General features: G+C 67.2%; 13 protein-coding genes. 8 read left to right on the forward strand and 5 right to left on the reverse strand.

The features are described 5' to 3' along the window. Positions 1-100: 100 nt before the first annotated feature. The 6 genes from J2850_RS12070 (at position 101) to trhA (ending at position 6,949) form a co-directional block, all read left to right on the forward strand. On the forward strand, positions 101-1,039 hold the full coding sequence (locus tag J2850_RS12070; protein WP_209981907.1) for a 2-hydroxyacid dehydrogenase: 939 nt from the start codon (positions 101-103) through the stop codon (positions 1,037-1,039). Positions 1,040-1,062: 23 nt separating this feature from the next. Further along, positions 1,063-2,151, forward strand: a complete 1,089-nt coding sequence (locus J2850_RS12075; RefSeq protein WP_209981909.1) for a LacI family DNA-binding transcriptional regulator — start codon at positions 1,063-1,065, stop codon at positions 2,149-2,151. Further along, on the forward strand, positions 2,148-2,885 hold the full coding sequence (locus J2850_RS12080) for a 2-keto-4-pentenoate hydratase (RefSeq protein ID WP_209981911.1): 738 nt from the start codon (positions 2,148-2,150) through the stop codon (positions 2,883-2,885). The genes J2850_RS12075 and J2850_RS12080 overlap by 4 nt, the downstream gene beginning before the upstream one ends. 86 nt (positions 2,886-2,971) lie before the next feature. Beyond that, positions 2,972-4,477, forward strand: coding sequence for an ATPase domain-containing protein (locus J2850_RS12085; protein WP_307354393.1), 1,506 nt, complete (start codon positions 2,972-2,974; stop codon positions 4,475-4,477). Between the two features lie 3 nt (positions 4,478-4,480). Next, entirely contained in the window at positions 4,481-6,190 is a 1,710-nt protein-coding gene (locus J2850_RS12090) for an ATP-binding protein (RefSeq protein ID WP_209981916.1), read from the forward strand. A gap of 57 nt (positions 6,191-6,247) precedes the next feature. After that, complete coding sequence (gene trhA / locus J2850_RS12095; RefSeq protein WP_209981918.1) at positions 6,248-6,949, forward strand: PAQR family membrane homeostasis protein TrhA; 702 nt, start codon at positions 6,248-6,250, stop codon at positions 6,947-6,949. Positions 6,950-6,964: 15 nt separating this feature from the next. On the opposite strand, the gene J2850_RS12100 is transcribed toward trhA, so the two are convergent. The 3 genes from J2850_RS12100 to soxR all read right to left on the reverse strand — a co-directional run bounded on the left by J2850_RS12100 (position 6,965) and on the right by soxR (position 9,448). Next, a complete protein-coding gene (locus J2850_RS12100; RefSeq protein WP_246513010.1) occupies positions 6,965-7,315 on the reverse strand; it encodes a hypothetical protein in 351 nt (116 codons plus the stop codon). Between the two features lie 291 nt (positions 7,316-7,606). Next, positions 7,607-8,875, reverse strand: coding sequence for a D-alanyl-D-alanine carboxypeptidase family protein (locus J2850_RS12105; RefSeq protein ID WP_246513011.1), 1,269 nt, complete (start codon positions 8,873-8,875; stop codon positions 7,607-7,609). 117 nt (positions 8,876-8,992) lie between these two features. Further along, positions 8,993-9,448, reverse strand: coding sequence for a redox-sensitive transcriptional activator SoxR (soxR, locus tag J2850_RS12110; RefSeq protein ID WP_209981920.1), 456 nt, complete (start codon positions 9,446-9,448; stop codon positions 8,993-8,995). 122 nt (positions 9,449-9,570) lie between these two features. Between soxR and J2850_RS12115 the strand changes: the two genes are divergently transcribed. Then, the gene (locus J2850_RS12115) at positions 9,571-10,737 is read left to right on the forward strand and encodes an HPP family protein (protein WP_209981922.1); all 1,167 of its coding nucleotides are present in this window, start codon (positions 9,571-9,573) and stop codon (positions 10,735-10,737) included. Positions 10,738-10,863: 126 nt separating this feature from the next. Here the strand turns inward: J2850_RS12115 and J2850_RS12120 are convergent, their stop codons facing one another. Next, entirely contained in the window at positions 10,864-11,793 is a 930-nt protein-coding gene (locus J2850_RS12120; protein WP_209981924.1) for a replication protein RepA, read from the reverse strand. A 735-nt stretch (positions 11,794-12,528) separates the two neighbouring features. Between J2850_RS12120 and J2850_RS12125 the strand changes: the two genes are divergently transcribed. Beyond that, entirely contained in the window at positions 12,529-13,509 is a 981-nt protein-coding gene (locus J2850_RS12125) for a cation diffusion facilitator family transporter (protein WP_209981926.1), read from the forward strand. Between the two features lie 63 nt (positions 13,510-13,572). Here the strand turns inward: J2850_RS12125 and J2850_RS12130 are convergent, their stop codons facing one another. Next, positions 13,573-15,384 (reverse strand): glycoside hydrolase family 15 protein, encoded by a 1,812-nt coding sequence (locus J2850_RS12130; RefSeq protein WP_209981928.1) that lies wholly within the window; start codon positions 15,382-15,384, stop codon positions 13,573-13,575. Positions 15,385-15,523: the final 139 nt, after the last annotated feature.

Raw genomic sequence — 15,523 nt, forward strand, 5'->3', positions numbered from 1 at the left:
ACGCCGGACGCGTTCCGGCACGGAACGCACGCGCAATTTCCTGGGCCGGTTCCCGGCCCATTAGCCCACTCCAGCAGGCCCCCATCCAAGGACCGTTACGATGAAGCCCGAGATCCTCCTGATCGACCCGATGATGCCCGCCATCGAGGCGGCGCTCGATGCGGCCTACACCGTCCACCGCCTGTCCGCCGCGGCCGACCGCGACCGGCTGATCGCCGAGGTCGGCCCGCGCGTACAGGCCGTGGTCACCGGCGGCGGCAGCGGCGTGAAGAACGCGGTGGTCGATGCGTGCCCGAAGCTGGGAATCATCACGATCAACGGGGTCGGCACCGATGCCGTCGACCTGGAGCACGCCCGCCGCCGCGGCGTGCGCGTCACCAACACGCCGGACGTCCTGACCGACGATGTCGCCGACCTCGCCATCGGGCTGGTGATCGCCACGTCGCGCCGGATGGCCCTTGCCGACCGCTTTGTCCGCTCCGGCCGCTGGCCGGACGGCAAGTTGCCGCTGGCGCGCAAGGTCAGCGGCAAGCGCATGGGAATTCTGGGCCTTGGCCGCATCGGCGAGGCCATCGCCCGGCGGGCCGCCGCCTTCGGCATGGACATCGCCTACACCAACCGCAAGCCGCGCAACGACGTGCCCTACCGCTTCGTCGCCTCGCCGCTCGAACTGGCGCGGGACAGCGACATCCTGGTGGTCGCCGCGTCGGCCGGACCGGATGCCCGCAACATGGTCGGCCGCGCCATGCTGGACGCGCTGGGACCGGAAGGCATCCTGGTCAATGTTGCCCGCGGCAGCGTGGTCGACGAACCGGAACTTCTCGCCGCGCTGACCGAAGGCCGTCTGGGCGGGGCCGGCCTCGACGTCTTCGCCGACGAGCCGCATGTGCCTGAGGAGTTCTTCGGCCTCGACAACGTCGTCCTGCAGCCTCACCAGGCCAGCGCCACCATCGAGACGCGCACCGCCATGGGCCAGCTCGTCCTGGACAATCTGGCCGCTTTCTTCGCCGGTCGTCCGCTGCCGACGGCGGTGGTCTGAGACATCGGCCAGTGGATCGGCCAGTGGAGCGGCGACCGGCCAGCGCATCGGCATCCCCGGCGGGCGTCCCACGGCAAGCGGCCGGGCGCGTCACCCTGACCGGGGTCGCCGACCGCGCCGGGGTGTCGCGCTCCACCGTGTCGCTGGTGCTGCGCGGCAGCCCGCTGGTGGCTGCCGAAACGCGTGACCGCGTGCAGGCCGCCATGGCCGAGCTCGGCTACATCTACAACCGCGGCGCGGCGACCCTGCGCGCCGCCCGCACCCAGACGGTCGGGCTGCTGGTCTGCGAGATCAGCAACCCCTTCTACGCCGAACTGACCGCCGGCGTGGACGAGGTGCTGGACACCGAAGGATTCGTCGCCTTCATCGCCAACAGCGCCGAGCAGCCGGACCGCCAGGACCGCTTCCTGCAGCGCATGCGCGAGCACAACGTCGACGGGGTGATCCTCTGCCCGGCCGCGGGCACCCCGCATGACCTGCCCGGCCGGCTGGCCGGCTGGCGCCTCCCCTTCGTCCAGGCGTTGCGCTCCGTGCCGTCTCAGGACAGCGACTATGCCGGCGTCGACTATCAGGCCGGCATCGAGATGGTCGCCGAGCACCTGATCGGGCTGGGGCACCGCCGGATCGCCTTCATCGGCAGCAATCTCGACCACTCCGCTTATGTGGACCGGCGCAAGGGCTTCGCGGCGGCGATGGCGCGGCACGGGCTGGCGGACGACCTCGTCCTGCGCTGCCCTCCCAGCCGTCGCGCCGGCGCGGAGGTGGTGGGCGCCCTTCTCGCTCATCCGGCCCCGCCGACCGCGGCATTGTGCCACAATGACGTGCTGGCGCTCGGCGTCATCCTCGGCCTGGAAGCGCGGGGGCTGCATGCGGGGCGTGATCTCGCGGTCACCGGCTTCGACGACGTGCCGGAGGCGGCGCTCAGCCGGCCGGCCCTGACCACCGTCGCAACCTCCGCACGCCAGATCGGGCAGGAGGCGGCACGCCTGCTGCTCCGCCGAATTGCCGACCCGCAGGGACGGCCGGAACGGGTTATCCTGCCCGGCCGTCTGGTCGTCCGCGAGTCCTGCGGCGCTCTTGTCTCTTCTCTACACCGGAAAGAACCGTCATGACCGATGCCGTCGAGGCGCTGATCGAAGCCCGCGAAACCCGCAACTGGCTTGCCGCCTTGCCGAACCCGCCGGCCGACAAGGCGCAGGCCTACGCGATCCAGGACGAGGTCGCCCGCCGCCTTGGCCCCGTCACCGCCTGGAAGGTCGGCGCTCCCGCTCCCGATGCCGAACCCTTCCGCGCGCCGATCAATGCCGCTACCGTCTTCGAGGGGATCGACCGCCTGCCGGCAAGCCTGTTCCAGGTCATCGGCGTGGAGGCCGAGATCGCATACCGTTTCGCCCGCGACCTGCCCCCGCGCGACGAGCCCTGGACGCGCGAGGAGGTGCTGGACGCCGTCGCCTCCGTCCACCCCGCGTGGGAGGTCGTCGACACCCGCTTTGCCGGCTTCGGCAGCCAGGATCCGCTGAGCCACATGGCCGACCAGTTCAACCATGGCGTCCTGGTGGTCGGCCCGGCCATCGCCGACTGGCGGAAGCTCGATCCGCTCGCGGAGTCGGTCACCCTCGAGGTCGACGGTGAAACCAAGGTCGAGACCGTCGGCGGCAACAGCGCCGGCGATCCGGTGCGCCTGCTCGTATGGATGGCGAACGTCGGCGCCCGGAGCCTGGACGGCATCCACGCCGGCGACGTCATCACCACCGGGTCCTGCACCGGCACCGTTTTCGTCGAGCCCGGCAGCCGTTCGGTGGCACGCTACGGCACGATGGGAACGCTGGAACTGACCGTCGACTGACGGCCCGCCACGTCATTGTCGAAGGCCCGCGGAACAATAGGGCGCGCCGGCTTGTCCTTTAGGGCATGAGCCCAAAGGAGATGCCGGTGCCCCATCCCACCCCGCCGCCCAAGATGAAGACGGGCATTCCCGAGTTCGACCTGATCCTGCAGGGTGGGCTGCCCGTCGGGCGGCTCCACCTGCTGGAAGGGGAGCCTGGCACCGGAAAGACGACCATCGCGCTCCAGCTCCTGCTCCAGGGCAGGGCGGATGGCAGGCGGGGGCTCTACGTCACCCTGTCGGAGGATGCCGACGAACTGAAGGCGTCCGCCGCCAGCCACGGCTGGTCGTTCGACGGGATCGGCATCTTCGACCTGATTCCGCTGGAGGCCCAAACCGGCCGCCAGCAGAGCATCCTCTTCCCGTCGGAGATCGAGCTTGGCGAGACCATGCGTCTCATCATCGAGCGCATCGAGGCCGAAGACCCCGAACTGGTGGTGATCGACAGCCTGTCGGAACTGCGGCTGCTGGCCCAGGACCGTCTCAGCTACCGCCGGCAGATCCTGGTTTTGAAGCAGTTCCTCCAGGGACGTCGCTGCACCACGCTCGTGCTGGACGACCTGACCGACCGCGAGGGCGTCAAGGATCTCCACAGCTTGATGCACGGGGTGGTGACGCTGCAGCAGATGGAGCGTTCCTACGGCGCCGCCCGGCGCCGGCTGCGGATCGCCAAGATCCGGGGGGCCGAGTACCAGAGCGGCTGGCATGATTTCGCCATCACCACCGGCAATGTGCTGGTCTTTCCGAGCCTGATCGCCGAGCAGCACAAGGCCGACTTCGAGCCGTCGCTGGCACAGAGCGGGCTGCAGGAGCTCGACTCGCTGATGGGAGGCGGGCTGGCACGCGGCACCGTCACCATGCTCCTGGGGCCGTCCGGCGTCGGCAAATCCTCCATCGCCCTGCAATACGTCATGGCAGCGGTCAACCGCGGCGAGCATGCCGCCTATTTCTCCTTCGACGAAGGCTTCGCGACGCTGACACAGCGCAGTTCGGCGCTGGGCATGGATACCGAGCGGGCGGTGCGCGATAAGCGGCTGGGCTGGACCCGGGCGAACCCGTCACGGCTGTCGCCGGGCGAGTTCGTCTGGCAGGTGCGGCGTGAAGTCGAAGACCGCAAGGCGCGGATCGTGGTCATCGACAGCCTGAACTCCTATCTGAGCACCATGCCCGAGGAGAGTGCGCTCGTCCTTCAGATGCACGAATTGCTGACCTATCTCAACAACCAAGGTGTGGTGACATTGCTGATCCTGGCCCAGCAGGGCATCATCGGAGACATCCAGAACCCGGTCGACTTGTCGTTCATGAGCGATACCGTCGTCCTGCTGCGCTTCTTCGAGGCGGCCGGCGAGGTGCGCAAGGCCATCTCGGTCGTCAAGAAGCGCACCGGCGTGCACGAGTTGTCGATCCGCGAGTTCCGCCTGTTTCCCGATGGAATGCAGGTCGGTCCGCGCCTGATGGATTTCCGCGGCATACTCACCGGTGTACCCGAATATGATGGATCGGCAGAGCCGCTGCTGCGTGAGCAGCGCGGAACCGACACCCAGAGCGGCTGAAGCATGCCAGCCCCCGGTCCGATCCTGATCCTCGCGCCGGAGGGGCGCGACGCCGAGGTGATCGCCCTCGTCCTGGCCAAGGTCGGACTGCCGGTCCGCGCCTGCCCCGACATGGCGGCGCTGTGCGCCGAGCCTTGGGAGGATGCGACCGCCATCCTGGTGACCGAGGGCGCCCTGGCATCGGACCCGTCGAAGCTGGCCGCTGCCTTGGAGGATCAACCGCCCTGGTCGGACATGCCGGTCCTGCTTCTGACCACCCGACGGCCGGGCACCCCCGCGCCGGAACGCCAGGATCTGCTCCGGCGACTGGGGAACGTCACGCTTCTCGACCGCCCGCTCAGGGCCGAGACGCTGCAAAGCACGGTCGCCGCGGCGCTGCGGGCCCGCATGCGCCAGTTTCGCACGCGGACGCATCTGCAGCAGATCGAACAGGCCGCCGCGTTGCTGGAGCGCACGGTGGAGGAGCGGACGCAGGAACTGCGCGTCGAGCTGGACCGTCGGCGCCGGCTTGAGGCGGCATTGCTTCAAGCCCAGAAGATGGAGGCGATCGGGCAGCTCACCGGAGGGATCGCGCACGACTTCAACAACCTGATGCAGATCGTCGCCACCAGCATCGCCGCCATCGAGACGAAGCTCGCCGCCGGCATCGACGGGACCGCCGTCGATGTCGACCGTTTCGTCCGTGCGATCCGCATGGCCAGCGACCGGGCCGGCATGGTGACCCGGCGGCTCCTCGCCTTCTCCCGTCGCCAGCCGCTTCAACCCGCCAGTGTCGATCCGGCCGGACTGGTGACGGGCATGGAGGAGTTGATCCGCCGTTCGGTCGGCAGCAGCATTTCGGTGGAACTCTCGCTGGCGCCCCGGCTGTGGCGGGTCTGGGCCGACCCGCAGCAGATCGAAAGCGCCCTGCTCAATCTGGTGGTCAATGCCCGCGACGCCATGCCCGGCGGCGGCCGGCTGACCATCGCGGTTACCAACATCCGCCTGGAGGAAGAGGATGCCGATCGACGCAACCTCCCGCCCGGGGATTATGTCTGCCTCTCGGTAAGCGACAGCGGCTCCGGCATGGCCGAGGATGTCAAACAGCGCGCCTTCGAGCCGTTCTTCACCACAAAGCCGGTCGGCCAGGGAACAGGCCTGGGCCTGAGCCAGATTTATGGCTTCGCCCGGCAGTCCGGCGGCCAGGCCGAAATCGAGAGCGTCGCCGGCACGGGCACCACGGTGAGGCTCCTCCTTCCCCGCCATGACGGCGTCCCCATGGGGACGTCGGAAACCGAAGAGGCGGATCAGACCCACCCGGAGGCCGCCGGGACCATCCTGGTGGTGGAGGACGAAAGCCTCATCCGCATGGTGGTGACGGAGAGCCTGCGCGAAGCGGGCTACACCGTGCTGGAGGCCGAGAGCGCCGAAGCGGCGTTGCCGATCCTGGAGTCGGATGCCGCAATCGACCTGCTGTGCACCGACGTCGGCCTTCCCGGTCTGAACGGGCGGCAACTGGCGGAGATCGCCCGGGAGGAGCGTCCCGCCATCAGGGTGCTCTTTGTCACCGGTTATGCTCATGCCGCCGGGATCGACCAGGAGATCCTCGGTGACAACACCCGGTTGCTCAGCAAGCCGGTTGCGATCGACACATTGCTCGGCACGCTCGGCACCATGATGGGTCACCAGAGTTCAGGCTCCGGACGAGTGGCTGAAAACAACCTTCAGCAATGATGCCGGCGGTATCGCACCCGTCATGACGGTGCGCCCGATGGAGAGAGAGGAGGGACCGTGCCAGACACCCCATCCACCGCTTCCAGCCCCGTCGCACCTGACCGCATCGCGCCAAGCCCCACCCCGCGCGAGCGCGCCGCGGATCTGGCGGTGCACGCCGTCGGCGGCGCTACGCTCACCGTCATCGCCATGTGCCTGCTGCGCAAGCCGCTTGGAGAGGCTACGGGATTGGCGACGATCCTGTCCTTTGCCGTTTACCTGACGGCCTTGGCCGGCGTGATGCTGTCTTCGGCGATCTACAACTGGCACCGGCCGGGCAGGCGCAAGGATATCCTGCGGCGCATCGACCATGCCATGATCTATGCGCTGATCGCCGGCACCTACACGCCGTTCGCCGTCCGCCGGATCCTACAGCCGGGACCGGAGGCAGCCGGACATCCTCTCGCCGCGCTGGTGCTGGTCTGGGTGGTCGCCCTCGGCGGCATGGCGATGAAGGTCGCATTTCCCCTGCGGTTCGAACGGATCGGCCTCGCCCTCTATCTCGGGCTCGGCTGGTCGATGGCCGTTCTGGCGCCTTCGGTATGGACGGCGCTGCCGTGGGCGCCGCTACTCCTCGTGGCGGCGGGCGGGCTGCTCTACACGGTGGGCACCGCCTTCCACCTGATGGATCGCCTCGCCTACAGCCGCGCCATCTGGCATGGATTCGTCGTCGTCGCGGCCGGATGCCATGTCACCGCCGTCGCCCTGGCCAGCGCCTGACACGGAATCCGGCCGTCAGTGAGCGGATGGATGGACCGCGGCGGGATCGGCCGGCGTTTCGGTCGAGAGGGAGCCCTGTGCCACTCCGGGCATTCCGCCGCCAGGAGGATCGGCGGCCTCTTCGTAAGTCCAGCGGATGCGGCAAAGCTCCCCGGAGGCCGACTGGGCCAGCACGGTGCTGGCGAAGCCCAGCCGCCCAGCCGCCCGGGCTTCACTGATCGCCTTGGCCAGCGCGTCGGCGTAATCGGCGCAGGGTGGATAGACGAAGCCGTCCGCTCTGACGATCCATCCGCCATGGGTCTTCAGGACGAAGAAGGCCAGCCGCTTCCTCGCGGCAGTGCTGGCAGGAAACGTCTCGGCGGACATGGGCTTGCTCCGATCATGACGGCAGCGTCGCCCGGCCGGACGGACGTCTTCCCTTGCCACTCCACAATGACGTGTCCGGAAGAACAGCCGGGTTCGTCCGGGCGGTCAGGACGGGATAAACCGCACTCCGGCGGAATTCGGATCCGCACGGGCAGGGCCTGGGTCCCTTCCATCGATAGTAGGCGGAGCTTTTTTCATCAGTAGCAACAACAATTCATGGGTATGATGGATGCAGCCGCCCGTCCGCCTTGCCAGCTTCCGGACAAATGCGCCACCCGATCCTTCCGGCAGTCAGGGCAGGATCAATCCAAGTTTCTGGACCAAGGCGGAAAGGCCACTGGAAGCCGGCACATCCGCACCGGCGACCAAGTCGACGTTCCGGCGCACGGCGCCGTCATATTCGATGCGCAGTTGGCCGACCACCTGCCCCCGTTGAACAGGGCTGGGCAGCGGTTCGGCAACAGTCGCGATGACATGCAGGCTGTTCCGGTCGACCGGCGCCAGGGTCAAGGCCACATCGTCGGCGACCGTCACCGGAACGCTGTCCTCCGTCCCCATCCAGACCGGAGCCTGTTCCACCAGTTCGCCCCGTCGCAGCAGCGGATAAACCTTGAAGCTGTTCCATGCCCAGTCGAGCAACCGTGCCGGCTCGTCGTTGCGCGACTGCATGCTCGGCAATCCGTTGACCACCAGCACCAGCCGGCGCCCCTGCCGCTCGCCCGAGGCGGTCAGGCCGTAGCCGCCAACCTCGGTGTGGCCGGTCTTGATGCCATCGACACTGACGGGGTGGTACAGCAGCGGATTGCGATTGCCCTGGCGGATGCCGTTCCAGGTGAAGGTTCGCTCCGATTCATAATGGTAGAATTGCGGAAAGTCGCGGATCAGGTGGATGGCCAGCACGGCGAGATCATGGGCCGTGGTGTAGTGGTTGGGATCCGGCCAGCCGCTGGCGTTCATGAAATGCGTATCGGACATCCCGAGCTTGCGGGCCTTGGCGTTCATCATCTCGGCAAAAGCCGTTTCGCTGCCGGCCAGCCCTTCGGCCAGCGCCACGGCGGCGTCGTTGCCGGAGTCGATCAGCAGGCCGCGAAGCAAATCCTCGACCCGCACTTGGCTGCCCAGCTTCAGGAACATCCGCGAGCCGCCCATCTTCCAGGCTTCCCTGCTGACGGTGAAGCCGGTATCGAGCGTCACTCGGCCTTGGGTGATTGCCTCATAGCTCAGATAGGCGGTCATCATCTTGGTCATCGACGACGGGGCCATGCGAGCCTCGCCATTCTTGTCGAGCAGGACCGTGCCGGTGGCCAGGTCGACCAGATAGGCTTGGCGCGCGGTGGTGTCCGGCACAGGCATGGCTATGGCGGAAGCGGCTCCGACCAGGACCATCAGAAAGGCGGCCGTGGCGACCACGGCCGGACGGACGGAACCGGCGGCGTACAGCATCGACGACAGGCGGCCGAACAGTGCGGCGTGCAGGCTGGCAGGGCGGCTAACGGCTCGACGGCTTGGCGCGGCCGGCTGCGGATTGACGACGAACACCCTCTCGATCCCCTTACGCAAGGACTGTGCAGTCCGGCACCGGGCGGTGCCCGGCGAACCGGCGCTTCCATGAACCATCCCGACGCCGGCTGCATCACTTTTTTTCTTGGGGGATTGAGGCTGGGAGCCATGCCGGCATCAGGCCGGGTCCAGCAGCCGCGGTCCCGCCCCGCCTTCGCCAAGTTCGTCCCACGGGTTGCGGAGCGGACAGTCGCGAATCGACAGGCAGCCGCACCCGATGCAGCCGTCCAGATTGTCGCGCAGCCTCGTCAGCTTGGCGATGCGCTCGTCGAGTTCACCTCGCCACCGCTCCGACATCCTCTTCCAGTCGGCCGTACTCGGCGACCGGTCCTCCGGAAGCGCGCTGAGTGCGTCGGCAATGGCGGCGAGCGAGATACCCAGCCGCTGAGCCACCTTGATCACCGCCACGCGTCGCAGGACGTCGCGGGAAAATCGCCGCTGGTTGCCGGCGTTGCGCCAGCTCCGGATCAGGCCTTGTGCTTCATAGAAGTGGAGAGTGGAAACCGCCAGACCCGCGCGGCGCGCCACCTCTCCAACAGTCAGCTCCTTGTCGTAATCCTCGGGCGACAGCATCCCGGCCTCCGCATGTGCATGCCTCGTTCCCACCAGTCTGGCGGCATTTCCGCTTGACCTCAAGTTCCCTTGAGGTTTTAGCCTCCGACCGGTCGCTGACGAACCGGAGGAAATGGACAAGAATGCTTGGGGGAAGACTAGCCGCCCTGGCGGAAGGGGCCGGCAGCCTGTTCCGGCCGATCCTGCCAGGCGCCACCTTGCGCGACCGTTTGATCGCCTGTTGCGGCGCGCTGCTGGGGATCGCCGCCACCGGCCTGCTCTGCCGCAATATGCTGGCCTACATGAGCAGCGCACCGGTGCTGGTCGCACCGATGGGAGCCTCGGCGGTGCTGCTGTTCGCGGTACCCGCCAGCCCACTCGCCCAGCCCTGGTCGATCGTCGGCGGCAACACGCTGTCGGCGATCGTCGGCGTTCTGGTTGCGGCGGCCATACCCGACCCGATGCTGGCGGGAGCAGCGGCGGTGGCGCTGGCCATCGCCACCATGTCGCTGACGCGCTGCCTCCATCCGCCGGGCGGTGCCGCGGCGCTCACGGCCGTGCTCGGCGGCCCGGCGGTCACGGAACTGGGCATCAAGTTCGCCTTCTTCCCCGTGGCCGTGAACTCGATCCTGCTGATGACGGCCGGGCTGATGTTCCACCGCCTGTCGGGCCATAGCTATCCGCACCGGCCCGCCAACATCCACCGCACAGGGGATCCGCCACCGCAGCTCCGCCCGGCCATCACCGGCAACGACCTGGATGACGCCCTGCGCAACCTGACGGAAGCGCTCGACGTCAGCCGCGACGATCTCAGCGCGCTGCTGGTCAACGCCGAACTGCACGCGCTGGAAAGGCTCAATGCCGAAATCACATGCCGTGATGTCATGTCGCGGGACGTGATCTGCGTGGCGTCGGACAGCAATCCCCGGATCGCCCGCACGCGCTTGACCGAGCACGGCTTTCGTACCCTCCCCGTGATCGATGCCCAGAACAGGGTGGTCGGCGTGGTCGGGCACGAGCAGCTTTCACACGCCGAACTGCGGAACGGGGGTAGCCGCGTCGCTGACGTCATGATTCCGGCTGCCGTCGAACTGCCTGACGTGCCGGTCTTCCGCCTGCTCGGCCGCCTGTCGGATGGCCGCACCCACGATGTGGTCATCGTCGACCAGGATCGCCGGCTGCTGGGTGTGGTTACGCAGACGGATCTGCTTGTCGTCCTTGCCCGTACGGCCCTGCTGCGGGCCATCAGGGTCGATGACGGAGAAGCGGGCAACCAACGTCTGCGGCTGCGCGACGCTTCGGCCGGCTGATGCGCTTGAACTTTGGTGACGCCGCCGTAAGGCGCCGTCACCAAAGTTCATGGCGGGGTGGAGGGCGTCACCAAAGTTCAGTTCGCAAAGCAGATCGCCGGAAGGTGGGCATGCCCTCTGGCGATCTCAGGCGATCCGGGCCATCACCCGCTCGGTGATCGGCGCACGTGACGGATAAAGGATCAGGCCCTCCCCCGACTCCTCGACCCTGGCATCGGGATAGGCCGCCAGCGCGTATTTCAGGTTCGGGATGAATTTGGTCTTGAACTGGCGGACCAGCGCGTAGCCGGCACCGAACTGCCCATGCAGGGCGGCCCAGGTGATCGGGGTCGGCTTCTCGAGCGAATGCAGGCGGTAGGCCAACCAGATATAGACGTCCAAGGCCATCGATTTGCCACTGATCGCCTTCAGGGCTTCTTCTGCCACCGGAACCGGGTGCTCACGCAGGGCCTTGAAGAAGCTGTCGCTCAGCCGCACCGTCTCGGTGAATAGCGTGCCCTGCCGGTCGTCCGGGCGGCGGAGCTGGATCGCGTCGGCAACGATCGATTCCTTGCTCTGCCGCCGGCCGCCGTCGGCGTCGGTAAAGAATGTCAGGTGGCAGGCCGAAAGCCGGGCCGCCTGATCCTCCACATCGCGATAGGCCTTGCCGCAGATCGGGATATCCATCCGTTTCAACCAGTCGTGCATCGACCCGCCGAGTTCCACTTCGGGGTTGCCGGTCTGGATCGCCCTGGTCTGCAGGTAGAGCAGGATCATGCGGGCACGGCTGCCATAGGGCACGCCAATCCTGCGCGTCACCCCGTTCCGGTCCTCGATGACGCCGGGTTGGATGACCAGTTTCACCTTGTGGCCCGGCCGTTCCCAATGCTGGTCGTCGGGAAGCTGGCGGTGTGGCAGCGCTGTCTGGCAAAATCCTGCATAGGTGATGCCGAGCTTGCCGTTCTCCGCGGCCTGCACGGCGGCGGCAATGTCGATCAGTGGACGTTCTTCGTCGGAGACGAGAGCCAGCGCGCCATCGCGTCCGTGGGTCTCGATCAAACGATGAATGGTTCCCATGCCGATCTCCTGACTGCCGCTGCACCGGTTGCCGGTCTGTCGTGGTCGCTGTGACCGAACATGTCCGATACAACACCCGGGATCGCGGCGAAGGCAATTTGAACCTTGGTGACGCAGGCTAATTGGAAGTTATTTGGAAGTAACTATTAGATTCGTCACCAAAGTTCAGGGGATAAACCGAGTCGCGTCACCAGAGTTCAGGAAAAGCGTCACCAGAGTTCATGGGAAGACTCGGGGGGCCTGTGGACGAATCGCCGCCGGGTTTTCCACGGGAGTTTGAACCTTGGTGACGCCCGTACCGGGCGAGTCGAGCCGGAAGCCGGCATCATGGCCGGACCAAGCGTCACCAAAGTTCAGGAATCGGGCTTTTATCGGTGACGGAGTGCGGCAAAGAGGTCGAGCGTCACCAAAGTTCAGGACGTCCAGCCCTCACCGGCGATGGAGTGGCGAGGGCCCGAAGCGGCAGCGTCACCAAAGTTCAAACCGCAACCCCGGCGTCGACAGGATGCGGAGGGGAGTGAGCGTCACCACAGTTCAAGGAACTTGGCGAGTCGCAACCCTGTCCGCCCAGGGGCTTCTCCGGTGCGTCACCAAAGTTCAAGCCCGCGTGGCAGCCGGGGGCGTCACCAAGGTTCAGGCCTGCTGGCGATGGAACCCGCCGGATGCGGCGGAGTTGTTCCCGGGACATGAAATGAGGGGCAAGCCGGCCGTAACCGGTGCGGTGGGGAAGAGGCAATGGCAGAGGGCAATGCGGAGGGGACAGGCAAGGTCGTCTATGCGGCCATAGCGGCCAATCTGGCGATCACCGTCACGAAATTCGTGGCGGCCGTGATGACCGGCAGTTCGTCCATGCTGAGCGAAGCGGTTCACTCGGTGGTCGATACCGGGAACGAGGCGCTGATGCTGGTCGGGCTGAAGCGATCGAGGAAGCCGCCCGACGACCGCCATCCCTTCGGTTACGCGCGCGAGCTTTATTTCTGGCCCTTCGTCGTTGCGCTGGTCATTTTCGCCGGCGGCGCCGTGGTGTCGGTCTATGAGGGGGTGGAGAAGATCCTGCATCCCCAGCCGGTCGAGTCGCCGTGGATCAACTTCGTCGTTCTGGGCATCGCGTTCGTGATGGAGGCGGTCAGTTGGGTCGTCGCCCTGCGCGAGTTCAACGCCCGGCGTGGCGATGCCGGCATGTTCGAGTCGGTGCATGCCAGCAAGGATCCGACCGTCTTCATCGTTCTGTTCGAGGACAGTGCGGCGCTGGTGGGGCTTGGCATCGCCGCCGTCTGCCTGGCCGCCGACCTGCTTCTGGACCTGCCGGTCTTCGACGGGATCGGTTCGGTCCTGATCGGGGTGGTCCTGGCGGTCACGGCGGCCTTTCTCGCCTACGAGACCAAGAGCCTGCTGATCGGCGAGTCGGCCCATCCCGAACTGGTGCGGGGCGTGCGGACCCTGGTGGAGCAGGAACCAATCGTCGACCGGGTGAACGAGGTGCTGACCATCCACCTCGGACCAGAGACGGTCGTCGTGAATCTCAGCGTCGACATCCGCGACGAGGTCGCTGCCGGCGAGCTTGAAAAGACGCTGGCGCGTGTCGAAAACCTGATCAGGAAGCGCTTCCCGGAGATCCGCCGCGTCTTCACGGAAGTGCGTGCCGCCGCCCACGCGGCCGGGCCGATCGCCGTCCGGGGATCGCGGGACAGCGGCGACCCGCGGGAGATCGGCTGACATACGCCTTGTTCCAGTGCGATCGAGGCCGGCGGGCGGAGAATGCCCGGCCCGCCGGCAGGGTCACGAAGCCTGGTCCGCAGTTCCGTCAGCCGATCGCTGTCTGGCGGGCTGGGCGTCGCGGTTCAGGTTGTGGGCGGAGTTGACCAGCGCGATGTGCGAGAAGGCTTGCGGGAAATTGCCGACCAGCCGCCGGGATTGCGGGTCGTACTCTTCGGACAGCAGGCCGAGGTCGTTGCGCAGCGCCAGGAGCCTCTCGAACAGGGCAACCGCCTCGCTGCGGCGCCCCTGGAGGACGTAGCAGTCCACAAGCCAGAAGCTGCAGGCGAGGAAGGCCCCCTCCCCTGTCGGCAGCCCGTCCTCGACCTTGTGCGTATCATAGCGCTGAACGAAGCCGTCCCGCATCAGGGAGCGCTCGACCATCGCGATGGTCCCGGCGATCCGAGGATCGTCGATGGGCAGGAAGCCGATCACCGGCAGCAGCAGCAGCGAGGCGTCGGGTTCCGATGCGCCGTAGGCCTGGACGAAGGAGCCGATCCGGTCGTTGTAGCCGTTGGCGCAGACATCGCGGTGGATGGTGTCGCGCAATTCCCGCCAGCGCTCCACCGGTCCGTCCATGCCGAACCGCTCCACGCTCTTGACCGCGCGGTCGAAGGCGGCCCAGGCCATCACCTTGGAGAAGGTGAAGGGCCGGCGGCCGCCGCGCATTTCCCAGATGCCTTCGTCGGGCTGGTCCCAGACCTGCTCCAGATGCGACAGCAGCGCCTGCTGGAACTGCAGCCCCGTGTCGTCACGGCCGAGTCCGCCGCACCGCCCCTGGTAGGCGGCATCCATCAGTTCCCCGTAGATGTCGATCTGCAACTGTCCGCTGGCGGCGTTGCCGATGCGGACCGGCCCCGCTCCCTGGTATCCCGGGAGCCAGGATGCCTCCCATTCGGTCAGCCTTCGTTCGCCGGCGATCCCGTACATGATCTGGAGCTGGTCGGGGCTGCCGGCCGCCGCGCGCACCAGCCAGGCCCGCCAGGCATCGGCTTCCTCATAATAGCCGGCATTCATCAGGGCCTGCAGCGTGAAGGTCGAATCGCGCAGCCAGCAGAAGCGATAGTCCCAGTTGCGCGTGCCGCCGAGCCGCTCCGGCAGGGAGGTGGTGGGGGCGGCGACGATGCCGCCGGTCGGCCGGTAGGTGAGCGCCTTCAAGGTCACCAGCGACCGCCGCACCGCCTCGGACCAGTGCCCGCCGTTGGTGCAGCGGCCGATCCACTCCTGCCAGAATGCCTCGGTTTCCTCCAGCGCGGCTTCCGGATCGATCGGCGCAGGCAGGTCGCCGTGGGACGGGCCATAGGTCAGGACGAAGGGAATGCGCTGCCCTGCCTCCACGGTGAAGGTGCCGACGGTGGTCATGTCCTTGCCATGCAGGGCAACCGGCGTGCGCAGCACCAGCATGTCCGGTCCGGCGATCGCACGCAGCGTCCCGTCCTCCAGCCGCGACACCCATGGCACCGTGCAGCCATAGTCGAAGCGGATGACGAGTTCGCTGCGCATGGTGACGCGGCCGGAGCGTCCCACGACGATCCTCACCACGTCCGACGACCGCCCGCGCGGCGGCATGAAATCGATGATGGTGACGGTTCCCTCGTCCGTGTGGAAGTCGGTCTCCAAGATCAGCGTGTCGCCACGATACCGCCGGTCGCTGCGTGCTTCCTTCGCCGGCGCGATCCGCCAGCGTCCATGCTCCGGTGCCCCAAGCAGCGCCGCGAAGCACGCCGCGGAATCGAAACGCGGCCAGCACAGCCAGTCGATCGAACCATCGCGGCACACCAGCGCCGCCGTCTCGCAATCTCCGAGCAGCGCGTAGTCCTCGATCCCTGCCGCCATACGGTTCCTCCCTGGCATCTGCCTTTGCGCATGCCCGTTCGACAAGTGCGGGATGCCACTTTGGGCCAACGGCCACGACGCCGACCGGTTCCGTCGGCTATCTGGCGGCGGTCTGCGGCTTAACGCCCACGGTGGCGGC

It is taken from the genome of Azospirillum picis, assembly GCF_017876115.1.
GTDB lineage: Bacteria > Pseudomonadota > Alphaproteobacteria > Azospirillales > Azospirillaceae > Azospirillum > Azospirillum picis.